At 40.8% G+C, this 14,022-nt stretch carries 13 protein-coding genes; 9 read left to right on the forward strand and 4 right to left on the reverse strand.

Annotated elements, in window-relative coordinates; translation table 11 throughout:
* Positions 1 to 7: 7 nt before the first annotated feature.
* Positions 8 to 559 carry a cytochrome C554 gene (locus tag HRU80_09140; protein ID QOJ29037.1) on the reverse strand — a complete coding sequence of 184 codons (552 nt, stop codon included), beginning with the start codon at positions 557 to 559 and terminating at the stop codon, positions 8 to 10.
* A 273-nt stretch (positions 560 to 832) separates the two neighbouring features.
* On the opposite strand from HRU80_09140, the gene HRU80_09145 reads away from it, so the two are divergent.
* The 9 genes from HRU80_09145 to HRU80_09185 all read left to right on the forward strand — a co-directional run bounded on the left by HRU80_09145 (position 833) and on the right by HRU80_09185 (position 10,956).
* The gene (locus HRU80_09145) at positions 833 to 1,759 is read left to right on the forward strand and encodes an ATP-binding cassette domain-containing protein (GenBank protein ID QOJ29038.1); all 927 of its coding nucleotides are present in this window, start codon (positions 833 to 835) and stop codon (positions 1,757 to 1,759) included.
* Positions 1,756 to 3,018 (forward strand): ABC transporter permease, encoded by a 1,263-nt coding sequence (locus HRU80_09150; protein ID QOJ29039.1) that lies wholly within the window; start codon positions 1,756 to 1,758, stop codon positions 3,016 to 3,018. The genes HRU80_09145 and HRU80_09150 overlap by 4 nt, the downstream gene beginning before the upstream one ends.
* 136 nt (positions 3,019 to 3,154) lie before the next feature.
* Positions 3,155 to 3,607, forward strand: a complete 453-nt coding sequence (locus tag HRU80_09155) for a YhcH/YjgK/YiaL family protein (GenBank protein QOJ29040.1) — start codon at positions 3,155 to 3,157, stop codon at positions 3,605 to 3,607.
* A gap of 13 nt (positions 3,608 to 3,620) precedes the next feature.
* Positions 3,621 to 5,279 (forward strand): M14 family metallopeptidase, encoded by a 1,659-nt coding sequence (locus HRU80_09160; protein QOJ29041.1) that lies wholly within the window; start codon positions 3,621 to 3,623, stop codon positions 5,277 to 5,279.
* A gap of 186 nt (positions 5,280 to 5,465) precedes the next feature.
* Positions 5,466 to 6,581, forward strand: a complete 1,116-nt coding sequence (hppD, locus tag HRU80_09165; protein QOJ29042.1) for a 4-hydroxyphenylpyruvate dioxygenase — start codon at positions 5,466 to 5,468, stop codon at positions 6,579 to 6,581.
* Positions 6,582 to 6,659: 78 nt separating this feature from the next.
* Positions 6,660 to 7,823 (forward strand): homogentisate 1,2-dioxygenase, encoded by a 1,164-nt coding sequence (locus HRU80_09170; GenBank protein ID QOJ29043.1) that lies wholly within the window; start codon positions 6,660 to 6,662, stop codon positions 7,821 to 7,823.
* On the forward strand, positions 7,823 to 8,938 hold the full coding sequence (hisC, locus tag HRU80_09175; GenBank protein QOJ29044.1) for a histidinol-phosphate transaminase: 1,116 nt from the start codon (positions 7,823 to 7,825) through the stop codon (positions 8,936 to 8,938). The genes HRU80_09170 and hisC overlap by 1 nt, the downstream gene beginning before the upstream one ends.
* A 38-nt stretch (positions 8,939 to 8,976) precedes the next feature.
* On the forward strand, positions 8,977 to 9,999 hold the full coding sequence (locus HRU80_09180) for a fumarylacetoacetate hydrolase family protein (GenBank protein QOJ29045.1): 1,023 nt from the start codon (positions 8,977 to 8,979) through the stop codon (positions 9,997 to 9,999).
* A gap of 33 nt (positions 10,000 to 10,032) precedes the next feature.
* Positions 10,033 to 10,956, forward strand: coding sequence for an amidinotransferase (locus HRU80_09185; protein QOJ29046.1), 924 nt, complete (start codon positions 10,033 to 10,035; stop codon positions 10,954 to 10,956).
* A 1-nt stretch (position 10,957) separates the two neighbouring features.
* Here the strand turns inward: HRU80_09185 and HRU80_09190 are convergent, their stop codons facing one another.
* From HRU80_09190 to HRU80_09200, 3 genes are read right to left on the reverse strand one after another with little or no spacing between them, the layout of a single operon-like run.
* Positions 10,958 to 12,178 carry a hypothetical protein gene (locus tag HRU80_09190; protein ID QOJ29047.1) on the reverse strand — a complete coding sequence of 407 codons (1,221 nt, stop codon included), beginning with the start codon at positions 12,176 to 12,178 and terminating at the stop codon, positions 10,958 to 10,960.
* Positions 12,175 to 13,164, reverse strand: coding sequence for an aldose 1-epimerase (locus HRU80_09195; protein ID QOJ29048.1), 990 nt, complete (start codon positions 13,162 to 13,164; stop codon positions 12,175 to 12,177). The genes HRU80_09190 and HRU80_09195 overlap by 4 nt, the downstream gene beginning before the upstream one ends.
* Positions 13,154 to 13,972: an AAC(3) family N-acetyltransferase gene (locus HRU80_09200; protein ID QOJ29049.1), complete on the reverse strand. Its 819-nt coding sequence runs from the start codon at positions 13,970 to 13,972 to the stop codon at positions 13,154 to 13,156. Before HRU80_09200 ends, HRU80_09195 begins: the two co-directional genes overlap by 11 nt.
* Between the last annotated feature and the right edge of the window lie 50 nt (positions 13,973 to 14,022).

Consider the following 14,022-nt stretch of genomic DNA (forward strand, 5'->3'; position numbering starts at 1 on the left):
CTTTATGTTATTTCTGCTGTGGAACCGGATGTTTAATTAATTCCCAGGCCTCTTTCATATCTCTTGCGACATAAGTCGGGCTTTCGGAATTATGGCATGTTACGCAATATTTTTCAAGATCTTCATAGATTACCAGACCATTTTCGATTGAGAGCTGTCTGTCTTTCATGACTTTCATATCCTTGTAACCTGAACCAGGACCGTGGCAGGTTTCGCACTGAACGCCCTCTTCAATTTTAAACTTTTTGCCAAGTTTTGCCGGTTCAACATTATAACCGGAAGCATGGCATTTCAGGCAGTTTTCGGTTTTTGCCGCCGGAGTTTCAAATCCGAGATCTTTTGCTATTTTATCAGCTTCAGGGGTAAGGAGGGTGTTGTATGCATTGGCATGTTTGCTGTTTTTCCATATTTCGAGCTGTTTGCCCTGCTTTTCTGTTTTATGACAGGGAGCGCAGGCGTCTACGCCGATATACGTAAATTCTTGTTTATCCTGCGCGAAAACATCTCCGGCCGAATAAAGAAAAAAAACAGCGATCAGTGAAAAAAATAACGTTTTCATGTTTTTTCCTCGGTTAATGATTTCTTTTGGGTAAATGACTTCAAATTTCATTCCAAAGATGCCCCATTCTTACCGTGATTTTATTCCGTTTCCTGCATTTTTAGGGCATTTTTTGGTGTACTTAGTGCTGGAAATTGTTAAAATGAAGAAAATAAGAAGTATTCTTTTTATTGGGAATCCCTTTTCCGTCAGGGAATTTTACCGCTTATTTAATTTATTCAGTAGTCTGGCAGGATATACATAATTTTGTGGCAAAAAATCTGAGGAACTTTCTTGAATTCACTTGAAACAGTAAACCTTGTAAAACAATTTGGCAAAATCCGGGCTGTGGATGATGTCTCTTTTTCGGTTCCGGATAACCGGATTTTTGGGTTAATTGGCCGAAATGGTGCCGGTAAAACCACAACAATCAGAATGATCATGAATATCATTGCCCCTGACAGTGGAGAGGTTTTTTATAAAGGAGAAAAAATCGGAGAAAAATTCCGGTCTCTGGTCGGGTACCTGCCCGAGGAGCGGGGACTTTACAAAAAAATGAAGGTATTTGACATAATCAGCTTTTTCGCTGATGTGAAAGGGAAATCGCCTGCCCAGGTGAAAGGGAGAGCGGAATATTATCTGAAAAAATTTGAACTTTTTGACCGCAGGTTTAGTAAGGTGGATGAACTTTCGAAAGGAAACCAGCAAAAAGTTCAGTTTATTAGTACGATCATCCACGATCCTGATTTTATCATTTTAGATGAGCCGTTTTCAGGCCTTGATCCCGTTAATACAGAATTGTTAAAAGAGATCATTCTTGAGTTAAAATCGGAAGGAAAAATCATTATACTCTCGACCCATCTCATGGATTTTGCCGAGAAACTGTGTGATGACATTGTGCTTATAAATCATGGTAAAGTAGTTCTTTCAGGTACATTGCAGGACCTTAAAAGCCGGTTTGCAGGGGATGTGGCACTTCTTGAAACAAACGATGACGTGCAATTTCTGACAGAATCTGAGTTTGTTGAGAGGGTTGGCAGAAACGGAAATCAGTATTCAGTAAGACTGAAGAACCGCGAATATGCTCATAACCTGTTGGCCGAACTGTTGAACCGCGAAATCCAGATACAGCGGTATGCAGTAAATGATATCAGTCTTCATGAAATATTTATTCAGGTTGCGGGCAATGAGAACGGAAAATCAAACGGAGGTGGAAAATGAAAGGTATGAAAGCAATATTGCGCAGGGAACTGCGGGAAAAGCTCTTGTCAAAGAGTTTCATTACCATGACTCTCCTTATACCGCTTTTTATATTCGGCATTATGGCGCTTCAAACCTATATCATGACGTATGAAGATGATAAAAATGTTGTGCTCATTCTTGCCTCCGAATCTGATCAGCTCCTGCAGGAACTAAAAAAGGAATTTTCAGAACAGGAATATGTAAAAAACGGTTTTTATCTTCTCAGGTATGAACATCTGAACGGTATCACCAAGGATGAATCTCTCGAAAAGTTTAAAAAAGATATAACAAAAGAGGTAGTAACAGGGTATTTTTACCTGCCTGAGAAAGCACTTAGTGATAAATCAATAACGTATTACTCATTGAATCCTAATAACAGAACGATTTTTTCGAAAGTACGGGATCAGATAAATAAGGTGCTGATGGATATGTACTTCAGGGATAAGCAGCTTTCGGAAGAGGAATTATTCTTTGCTAAGAAATGGGTTGATATTAAAGGCATGAGGGTTGGACTTGATGAAAGCATCGAGGAGGAAAGCTACGGAAATTCAGTTGTTGCATTCCTTTTTTCGTTCCTTTTATATATGAGCCTGCTCATGAGCGGTACGATCATGATGAAATCAGTGCTTGAAGAAAAAAGCAACCGTATAGTTGAAGTACTTCTTTCATCAATCAGACCGATAGACATGATGGGAGGGAAAATTCTGGGTACAGCTATCACAGGTGTAATCCAGATGACGGTATGGCTTTCGCCGCTGATGATTTTGCTCGGTACAAACTGGTTCACCCTGCCCGAAAATTTTGAGCTGCAGCTTGACGGTATGATGGTCGTCTATTTCCTTTTCAACTTTTTCATAGCATTGGTAACTTTTCTGGCATTATTTGCGGCAGTGGGCGCCATGTTTGATAATGATCAGGATGCCCAGAACGGGATGTGGCCGGTAATGATGCTAATTATGATTCCCTTTTTTATAGCTCTGGGAATGCAGGGGAATCCTGGCAATGAACTGGCGCGAATTGCATCAATGCTTCCGTTTGCCTCATTTATCGTAATGCCGGCCAGAGCCAGCGTAATTGACGTACCTGCATGGCAGTTCATACTTTCCAATGTTGTAGGTCTGGGTACTTTGCTGCTGATGTTCCCTCTGTCTGCCAAAATCTACCGCACAGGTATCTTAATGACAGGTAAGAAACCAACCTGGGGAGAAATTGTCAAATGGCTCAAATATAAAAATTAATTGAAAAAAGCCCGGTTCGCCGGGCTTTTTTATTATCGGATTTTCTGCTGTCATCCCTCCGATTTTAATCCGGAATTACAGGATTTCTTAGTAAATTTTACGGTGATTCCTTTTTAAAATTAACTTTTTACCTAATATGATAGCAGATACGATTACAAATTCACAAATATATTATCCTATACACTTTGGTTTCAGCACAGTGTTCGAATTCCTTAACAGCAATGATGTCTCCTGCCTTGAAGAGGGGAGATACGAACTGGATGGGGAAGATGTTTATCTGATTGTCTCTTTTTATAAAACAAGAGATTTAAAGCCTGACGGCTGGGAGGCCCACCGAAAATATATTGACATTCAGCTTCTTCTTGAAGGAGAAGAGAATATATACTATAGACCCGTTTCATCGCTTGAAGTGGCTGCGGAATATGATTATGAGAAAGATTATATAAAGCTTAAAGGGGAGGGGAGTGTTCTGCCTCTCACACCAGGAAATTTTATGATTTTTTTCCCTGGTGACGGCCATCAGCCGGGCATTAAAACCGGCAGCGATGCAATGCATGTAAAGAAATTTGTATTTAAGGTGAAGGTTTAACAGGTTCACAGCATTGGTTAAAAATCACGTCACCCCCTGCGAGAAATCAGGACTCAAAAAAACTGCAAGTTATAATGAGACGATTACTTATTATAAAAATCTGTGTAAACACAATCCCTCTCTCACACTTTCATATTTCGGAAAATCTGAAAGCGGAGTCAGGCTTCCGGTAGTGACACTGACGGATAGCAGTGTAAACGAAAAATTTGTGGTACTGATCCAGAATTGTATTCATCCTGGTGAGCCTGAGGGGAATGATGCAACCATGATGCTTGTAAGAGAATTGCTTGCTTCCGAAAACAGTTCAGAATTGCTCCGCCGCTTAAAAATCGTTATTATCCCGATTCTGAATGTGGACGGGCATAAAAGGACTGGCAAATATAACCGTATTAATCAAAAGGGACCTCTTTTTCAGGGATGGCGCACAAACGCCAGGAATCTTAATCTGAACAGGGATTATCTTAAGGCTGATTCTGAAGAGATTAAATCGTTCTTAAAATTGATTACACAGCTCAAGCCGGATATTTTTGTTGATAATCATACAACAAACGGGCTTGATTATCAGTATCACATTACCTATTCCATCGAAAAGGAACCAGTCTTATCTGAGGTATTATCCGGGTTTGCTCATCAGTCGTTTCTGCCATATATTCAGCAGCGATTAACAGCAGCGGGATTTAAGCATACTCATTATATCGAACTTGCCGGACGGGAACTTGAAGATGGCCTTCAGCGGATAGCCGGTATGCCCCGCTTTTCAACGGGATATATGGCAATTAGAAACAGGATTGGCTTGCTGGTTGAAACTCATTCACTGAAACCGTTTGATAACCGGGTTGCATCTACTCTCGAAATTAACAGAGCTGTTATTGATTTCATTTCGGAAAACAGCCATGTGATAAAAAAACTGAATACACTGTCCGAACAGAAGGAAGAAGAAAAGTTAATCAATAAAAAAGAGGAATTTGCTGTTGATTGGATACCTTCAGAACAGAGTGTTGCAGAGTCTTTTGCATCAGTTATGCATACTTCCGCACTGAGTGATATTACAGGATCGGAAGTGAAAAGATATACCGCTCAGCCGGCTGAAGTTATGGTTCCTGTATATAAGGAAGAAAAAATAATAAGCGAAATACGGCTGCCTGAGTATTATCTGATTCCTGCTGCTTTCCGCGAGATTCATTTTCTTCTGAAACTCCACGGATTTGTGGCAAAAAAAATGCCGCTGAAAAACAGGGTGATTACAAGATTCAGAATTACTTCTTATGCATTCGAAACCAAGCCGTATGAGGGCAGATTCCGCCTGTCCGATTTTACCTGTTTACCTGAAGAGAAGCAGTGGTATGAACAGGGAGAATATCTTGCATACAGTACGAAACAGAATAATCCGCGAATTCTTGGTTTTCTTCTTGATCCCCGTTCGCCGGACTCTCTTTTTCAGTGGGGATTCTTCAACGGTATTTTCGAAAGAAAAGAATACGCGGAGGATTTTGTTTTTGAACCCATTGCCAAAAAAATGCTCAAACAGAATCCGCTTTTGAGGGAAGAATTCCTCCAGCTTCTGGAGATTGAAGAATTTAGAAATAATCCTTCTGAACGGCTTGATTTTTTTTACAAGAATTCCCCATATTTTGATAAAAGAGAGGGGATTTATCCGGTTTTCTTTTTATAAAAAAAGTCGGCAAATTTAGTCAAGTTTTCGAATATTTGTAAATCTATTAGTGAAAGACTGAATAAAATTAGGATATAGCAATTCAGGACTGCAAATTATTTAGCTGTTGAATGGGAAGTTTGTTTTTAATTCGGTGGCTGTGTAGTTTTGCACAATCATTATTCAAAATCTTACCGGAGTTATTTCATGTCACAGGAGTTAGGTGTCAGAGGATACCATTATATTGAGTTCTACGTCGGATCCGCCAAAATGTGGGCTTTCTGGCTGGCAAAGACTTTTTCATTCAAGATCGTAGGCTACTCGGGAGCAGAAACCGGAAATAAGGAGAAGGTTTCTTACTATCTGGAGAAAAACTCCATGAAGTTCGTAATCTCATCATTTCTCAAACCTACCAATTATGATATCGCGTATTTTGTTCAGCGGCATGGAGACGGTGTAAAAAGATGGTCTCTTGAAGTTGATGATGTTAAAAAGGCATATGAGACAGCCATCGCAAACGGAGGTATTCCATCACGCACTCCTAAGAAATATGAGAATGAGCAGGGTTATGTTGAAGAAGCTGCTATCAGACTTTATGATGATGCGGAAATCTGTTTCTTTAACGGGGACAATTATAAAGGAATCTTCCGTCCGGGATTTATTGCTCCTATCCAGAAAATTAACATTGAAACAGAAGACACCGGACTGCTGAAGGTTGATCACGTTGTGGGAAATGTACGTGAAAACGAAATGGATCTCTGGGTAAATTATATGAATAAAGCGCTCAATCTTGAAACCTTCCTTGAATTTGGTCCCGGAGATATATCCACAAAATATTCTGCTCTTCTTTCGAAGGTTGTACGTTCAAGAGATAAAAAAATCCGCAATCCCATCAATGAGCCGTATGAGGGCGTTAAGAAATCTCAGATTGAAGAATATATTGATGAATATACCGGTTCTGGTATTCAGCATATTGCTATTACAACCGATGATATTATCAAAACAATTTCTACGATGAGAAAAAATGGTGTGGAGTTTCTTTCTACTCCTCCTGATACCTATTATCAGATGATTCGTGAAAGAGGTATCCAGATTGACGAAGATATTGATAGACTGAAGGAACTCGGAATTCTGATTGATATCGAAGGTCAGGGATATCTGCTTCAGTTGTTTACAAAACCGATCGGGGACCGCCCGACATTTTTCTTTGAGATCATTCAGAGATGTAAAGGAAGTGAAGGATTCGGACAAGGTAACTTCCAGGCACTTTTTGAATCAATTGAGCGAGATCAGATTTTACGCGGCAATTTTGATAAAGAATAATTAGTGAAATACCGGCAGGCGGCTTGTTGCCGCCTGTATTATTTTTTTGAACATTTAAGATAGAAGAGGACTGAGACGATGCCATATTACGTGAGATTAGGTAAGGTTCCCCCGAAGCGCCATATCACCTTTTATAAGGAAGACGGTAAATCCCTTTATCGTGAAGAATTGTTCGGTACAAAGGGTTTTTCTGGTATTTATTCAAATAAATACCATTTATATATGCCTCCGCAGGTTGAAGAAATAAAAGAAATATTCCCCGATAAATCACCTGACTGGAATGATGCTCCATTGCAGTATTATCATTTCAAAACAGGCAAGAAACACACAGGAGGTAATTATATCACTTCCAGACAGGAATATCTCCGCAATAACAATTGTGTTATCTCTACCGCAAAGGTAACTGAGGATACAGATTTGTTCTTTAGAAACAGCCACATGCACGAGATGATATTTGTCCATCACGGAAGCGGTCATTTCCTTTCAGAGTATGGTGATCTGCCCTTCACTCAATGGGATTATATCATTGTTCCCAAGGGAACAACGTATCAGATGAAGTTTGACAGCCTGTCAGATGTGCGTCTGCTTATAACGGAATCATCAACTCCTTATGATATACCCCGCCATTTCAGAAATGAATACGGCCAGTTGACAGAAGAAGCGCCCTATTATGAACGGGATTTCAAACCTCCGGTATCGCTTGAACCGGTTGACCAGATCGGGTCGTTTAACCTGATTCTTAAACTGCGCGGCAGATATTTTGAATATACTGTTCCTCATCATCCGTTTGATGTTGTCGGGTGGGATGGATTCCTTTATCCCTACACCTTTAATATAAAAGAGTATGCCCCTAAGGTAGGTAAAATACACTTGCCTCCTCCGGTACATCTGGTATTTACTACGGAGCATTTTGTGGTCTGTAACTTTGTACCGCGGTTGTTTGATTTCCATCCGCAGGCTATTCCTGCCCCGTATTTCCACAGCAATGTTGACAGTGACGAAGTACTGTATTATGTGCATGGAGACTTCATGAGCCGTTCAGGCGTTGAAGAAGGCTCTGTTACGCTTCATCCGATGGGAATTCCCCATGGTCCTCAGCCCGGAAGAACGGAAGCTTCTATTGGCAAGAAAGAAGCAGAAGAGTATGCCGTCATGATTGATACCTTTGAGCCCCTTAATCTGACGTTGAATGTTAAGGCGACAAAGGTTGCTGATTACGAACATTCCTGGCTGGAGCACTGATGGTTTTCGTTCCGGAATTCATCAGGAATCTGAGCCCCTACAAAGCAGGCAAACCCATTGATGAACTTGCGCGTGAGAAGGGACTCACGCGCATTGTTAAACTTGCGTCAAATGAAAACCCGCTTGGCCCTTCTCCCAAAGCGCTTGATGCTATGAAGACAGTCACAGGCGAACTTCACAGATATACTGATCCTTCCTGTTACCGGCTTACTCATGCAGTATCTGCGAAATATAATCAGCCGGCAGACAGGGTATTCGCTGCGGCTGGCTCTGATGCCATTCTACAATATATCATAAGCACATTTTCTGAACCTGGTGATGAAGTCTTGACTTCGGAAGGAACTTTTATTGGCTGGTTTGTAAACGTGAATAAATATGACAGAAAATCAGTTACCGTTCCCCAGAGGGAGTACAGGTATGATCTGAAGACGATGGCTGATGCAATTACCAGTCAGACAAAAATTATATATCTGGCCAATCCGAATAATCCGACTGGTACGATTTTTACGAAAAACGAGTTCGAGTATTTTCTTGCAAAAGTACCGGATGATATACTCATCATCTATGATGAGGCCTATACTGTCTATTCTGAGCATAACCCTGAATATCCGCGAGGACTGGATTATAAACTGAATAATCTGATTGTGCTCAGGACATTTTCTAAAGCTTATGGACTTGCGGGGCTGAGGATTGGAATCGCTTTTGGTCATCCCTCGGTTATTCGCGAACTGTATAAAGTTAAACTTCCGTTTGAACCTAATCTGCTGGCGCAGGAAGCAGCAATTGCGTCCTTAGGTGATGACGAGTTTATTCAAAAAACTGTTGAGCTGAACCGCCGTTCCCTCCGGATTCTTGAAGAAACTGCCGATCAGCTTGGAATAAACAGAACTGAATCCGCAGCTAATTTTTTCATGCTTCTTTTTGATGATACCGAAACGGCTTTTGAATTTCATGAAGAATGCCTGGCCAGCGGACTCATCCTCAGACCACTTGGCTCATTCGGTTTCCCAAATGCAGTCAGGATAAATTCCGGAACGGATGAAGAAACTGCTTTTGCGGCGGATGTACTTAAAAGGGTTTATAAGAAAGTGATTGCTGATAAAATCAGCGTTTAATGCAGTCTGTTATCAGCATCAAATAATATGGAGTTGAAATGAAATTTGTATCTTTTGAATCAGGTGACAGCTATCTGACCGGGCTTTATATAGATGGTTATATCTATCCGGTTCAGGCAATGGCTACATCACTTGAAATTGTCTGTCCGGCAAAGATGGAAGATCTCCTTCTGGAGTGGGATCGTTCACTTGAGGTTGCCAGCCATATAACTGAAGCAGTAAAGAGCGGCAAGATTAACAGCCATCTCAAGATTGAGGACGTAAAACTGTTATCTCCTGTTCCCAGGCCCACTTCCTGCAGGGATGGGTATGCTTTCAGACAGCATGTGATGACAGCCCGGCGAAACAGGGGAGTAGAGATGATTCCGGAATTTGATGAGTATCCCGTTTTTTATTTTACCAATCATCTAGCTGTATTTGGCCCCGGGGAAATCGTGCTAGAAGAAGATCATTTCAAATCACTTGATTTCGAACTGGAATGTGCAATTGTCATCGGAAAAGAAGGTAAAAATATCACTTCATCGGAAGCTGATAATTATATAGCCGGATTTATGGTCATGAATGATCTTTCTGCCCGTGTTCTGCAGATGGAAGAAATGAAACTTAATCTGGGACCTGCAAAGGGTAAGGATTTCGCCACAACGTTTGGACCGTTTATGGTAACTCCTGATGAACTTGCCGATGCGGCATCCAAAGGTGAATATGGAAATGTATATTCACTGAGTATGAAAGCGTTCCATAATGGAAAACAAATTTCGGAGGGCAATGTTAATCAGATGAACTGGACTTTTGCGGAACTGATTGAACGGGCCTCTTATGGCGTAATGCTGCATCCCGGAGATGTGATCGGCTCTGGTACCGTAGGAACCGGTTGTTATCTTGAACTTAACGGTACAGCCGCGCTTGAAGCCAGGAAAAAAGGAGAGAGTTATACACCGGTCTGGATTAAAGAGGGAGATTCAATATCTCTGGAAATTGAAAGACTCGGAGTACTTACTAATACTTTTAAGAATGCTGGTACCGGATATTCTATTCTGAAAAAGAAAAAGAAGGTAAATTAGGATACAAGATTTCTTAAATTCAGAAACTGACAAATGTATCCGACATCAAAAATAATCATGGTTCGTCCGGCAAATTTTGGTTTTAACCCTGAGACTGCCGGCTCTAATGCTTTTCAGAAAAATAATACAGGACTTGCGGAACAGTCCGGAAGTTTAGCACAGGCAGAATTTGATGCTGCAATAGCAAAACTGCGCAGTGCCGGAGTGGATATTCATGTTTTTGAAGATACCGCGATTCCGGTTAAACCGGATGCAGTATTTCCTAATAACTGGATCAGTCTGCATGAAAACGGGACGATAATTCTTTACCCGATGCTTTCTGAGAAACGTCGTCTTGAGAGAAGAGAAGATATCGTAAAAGAGCTTACTGCAAATTATGCTGTCCTGCAGGTTTATGATTTTTCGGCTTCAGAATCAGAGGGAAAGTTTTTAGAAGGGACGGGAAGTATTGTATTTGATCATCTCCATAAGTTTGCCTATGCCGCTCTTTCTCCCCGGACGCATCTTGACCTATTCCAAAACCTGTGCTCTGTAATCGGATACAAACCTGTCGCGTTTCATGCAGCTGATCATAATGGAAATGAGATATATCATACCAATGTTCTGATGTGTATCGGTTCAGGATTTGCCGTGATTTGTACTGACTCATTAACCGATAAAAGCGAAAGGGATAATGTCATACGGCTGCTTCAGGAAACAGACCATGAAGTGGTAGCAATCAGCTTTGAACAGATGAATTCATTTGCTGGGAATATGATTTTGCTAAAAAACAATGCCGGGGAGCAATTGCTGGTTATGTCGGAATCTGCTTATAACTCACTTTTTGAAGAGCAGAAGACTATACTTTCTAAATATGCACGGCTGCTGCCGTTAAGCATACCAACGATAGAAACGCTTGGAGGGGGAAGTGCACGCTGCATGATCGCCGAGAATTTTTTACCGGAAAAAGTCCGCTAAATTACTTCAGGATTTTTTGAATCACATCCGCGGAGACATCATCATCAATCTCTGCAACGATAAAATAACCATCGGTAATTAAATTTTCAGTTATCAGCTTCATAAACTTTTGCTGATCACTGTAAACCAGTGCTCCTGTATCTTCAGACCATTCTTCTCTCATACAGAGACATCCCAAAGTCGGGGTATAGGGAAAGTAAACTTCATTTTTATAATAATTAATATCGGTTGCGGTACCGTGAGCAATAATTTCATTCCTGCCTGCTTTCCCTGCGATAAATGCTTCGAGAAACGCATTCTTTACGCGCAATTTTTCAGGCAGTATTGAAAGATACCGGTCACTTTCCATAACTGTTACTTTTTCTGATGATGTTCTGAAATATACTTCCGGTGCAACCTCGAAGGGAAGGGCAAGCTGTAAATTTGGAGTGTTACCGATGAATACATTTTCGGAAGTATCAATTCCGAGAATGGTAAATATTCCCTGGGGTGTATTTCCGTTTGTTAAAAATCCTGGCATGTTTGAAAGAGCCCGGGCCATTTGGGGAATGAGGGTTGTCTTTCCTGAACTATCACGCAGAAATCCAGTGCCATTTTTCTTAATTAAAACAAATCCGGGTTTGTTTCTGTTTTTGTATTGCAAGGAGAATATGATGTTTTGCTGGTATGAATGATTCAGCAGAATACTTACATCAGTTTGTGAGAGCGGGCTTTCTTTTTTCAGATATAAAAGCAGGCCTTGAATAATCGGATGATCTTCAGAATCGGTCCGGTTGATATAGTTTTCTGTTATTTCCAGCATTTCTCCCAGATGAACCCCGTTTTTTGAAAGATACACTGCCATCATGGAAAATATTTTTGGGTGCGATACCTTATGAATTTTTTTGCTCAGTAATTCTGTAAATTCTGAAGGATATACGGTGAATGCACATTCAAGAGCACTGCGGAGTTCCGCCTCAGGAAGTATTTTTTCTGAGAACAAAGTAGTCAGAGTACTGTGTAAATCATCACTTTTTCTCAATAATAATCCTGCCCCCCAGAAAGCTTCATCCAGATCTTTTGATTCTCCTGATTCTAGAAATTGCGTTAATGCACTATCAATCTTGTTCTCAAGTGAAGCTTTATACTCCAGACGGCTTTGTCTTAAAGTAAAATTATTTTGAGGCAGTAAAGAGGTAAAAAATATGAGAATCAGAAACGGAATGATTATTCTTGCAGTCATAACGATCCCCGGATAATTCCGAATTCAAAAGAACGTTTTTCCCCGGGCAGCAATACAATCTGATCTTTAAGTTCATCTCTGTTGAATGCGTCGGTAATAAATTCTACCGGTTCCAGTGCAATTGATTTTCTCTTCTCGCCCCTGAGACTCTCTGGAGTATATGCATAAAAAACCCCTCTTTCCTGAAAAATTCTGAATGCAGTTTTATTTATCGTATCTGTGAGCACAGACTCAATTAAACCGTTTTGGCCCGGTTTAAGATTCGTGTAGCAGGCGTTGACCACTGAGTCTCCAATCATTCTTACGGGAGCCGGATCGGCAAAATACAAAATATCATCTGAGGAAATCTTCTTGATATGGTTACTCTGAAGCGGAACAAGCTGTTGATCAGTAACCACTACTTCTTCCGAGGGAATATACAGCCGGAATGAGTTTATTAACTGCCCGCCTGAATAAAAATAAGGATGCCAGCCGCAGCCGAAGGGGAGAGGATCAGTGCCAAGATTTGTTCCTTCGATTGAAAGACCAAGTTTTTTATTTCTGAAGCGATAAGTGACTGCAATACCAGTATGAAAGGGATAAGCAGAAAACATTTCAGGAGAAATTTGAGTATGGTATTTTATGATAACTTCTTCCTCAGTCTGTCCTATTTCTTCAACCTTAAAAATCATTTTTCTCACCATACCATGACTTTTCCCGGACTGATCATTCAGATGATAACTTCTGCCGTTAAATGAATAAGTGCCTTCTCTCATTCTGTTCGAGAATGGCGCCATTATCCAGTTAACAGCGGCTTCTCCCTTGATGAGCTGTTCAGGAGAATGATATGGAACAAGTATATCTGCTCCTCCCTGATTAGTAATATATGTGTACGAAGTTACGGTTGCACCGTAATTGCACACAGTTAAACTATCACCGCTGATCAGCGAGGTTATTTTTACGCTTTCAAAATCACCGAAAGGTAAAGTTTCAATCTTAAAGTTCATGAAGTTTTTCGAGTTCTTTCAGTTTGGCTCTTCTGTGGGTACAGGCTTTGCACTCCTGATCAATGCAAAGGAGTGAACGGTAATGGTCCTTCATAAAGGAGGTTGAGAAAAAGAGAAGTCCGCGTACGTTTATCAGCTTAAATAACATTCCATTATAATCATGAGGCAGAAAATAGCCGTCGTCTTCAAGCGAGAGTTCAAGATTGGTAAATGATTTGCTGCATCCTGGAACTTCGTTAAGTTTCTGTTCGCCCCATACTGATACCCCGACCGGTTCAATTCCTACATGTCCCCAGGGAAATATATTAACATATCCAAGGTTAAAGTACACTTCAAGAAAATGGATAAAACTCAGTGAAGCAAAATCAGTACCAAGCATTAGTATATGGGAATCCTTATTGCCCAGCAGATAGGACATTGGTGAACCCCATCCGAGCGGACTTTGCGGAGATATATCATGTCTTATCAGCTGGTTGAATGAACCCCAAATGCAAAAGGAATGCGTGGGAGAATACGTCCTGTGGACATTTTCCATTTTACGGAATGTTTCTGAGAGTATTCCGGTTTTGGGAACTGAATGATCCGGGTTATATACTTCAGAATTTTTATTACCTTTAAAGGAATAGGTGAATGCCGGTACGATAAGAGAACCATGAGGGGTCAGATATTCTGTGAGAAGCCGGAGGAAAAGCTCAGGGGAGTCACAATCAGTTGCCTGGCGGATACTGCTGAAAGATCCGTGTAGCACCACATGAAAACCCGGTTGTATTCCTGACTGTTTCAGGAAGCGAATAACATTTGACTCCAAGGTTCGCCATCCGGATTGTTATTAAATCTCGTTCTTACAGGGAAATTAAC

This window comes from Ignavibacteriales bacterium, assembly GCA_015709675.1.
Classification (GTDB): domain Bacteria; phylum Bacteroidota; class Ignavibacteria; order Ignavibacteriales; family Ignavibacteriaceae; genus H2-BAC3.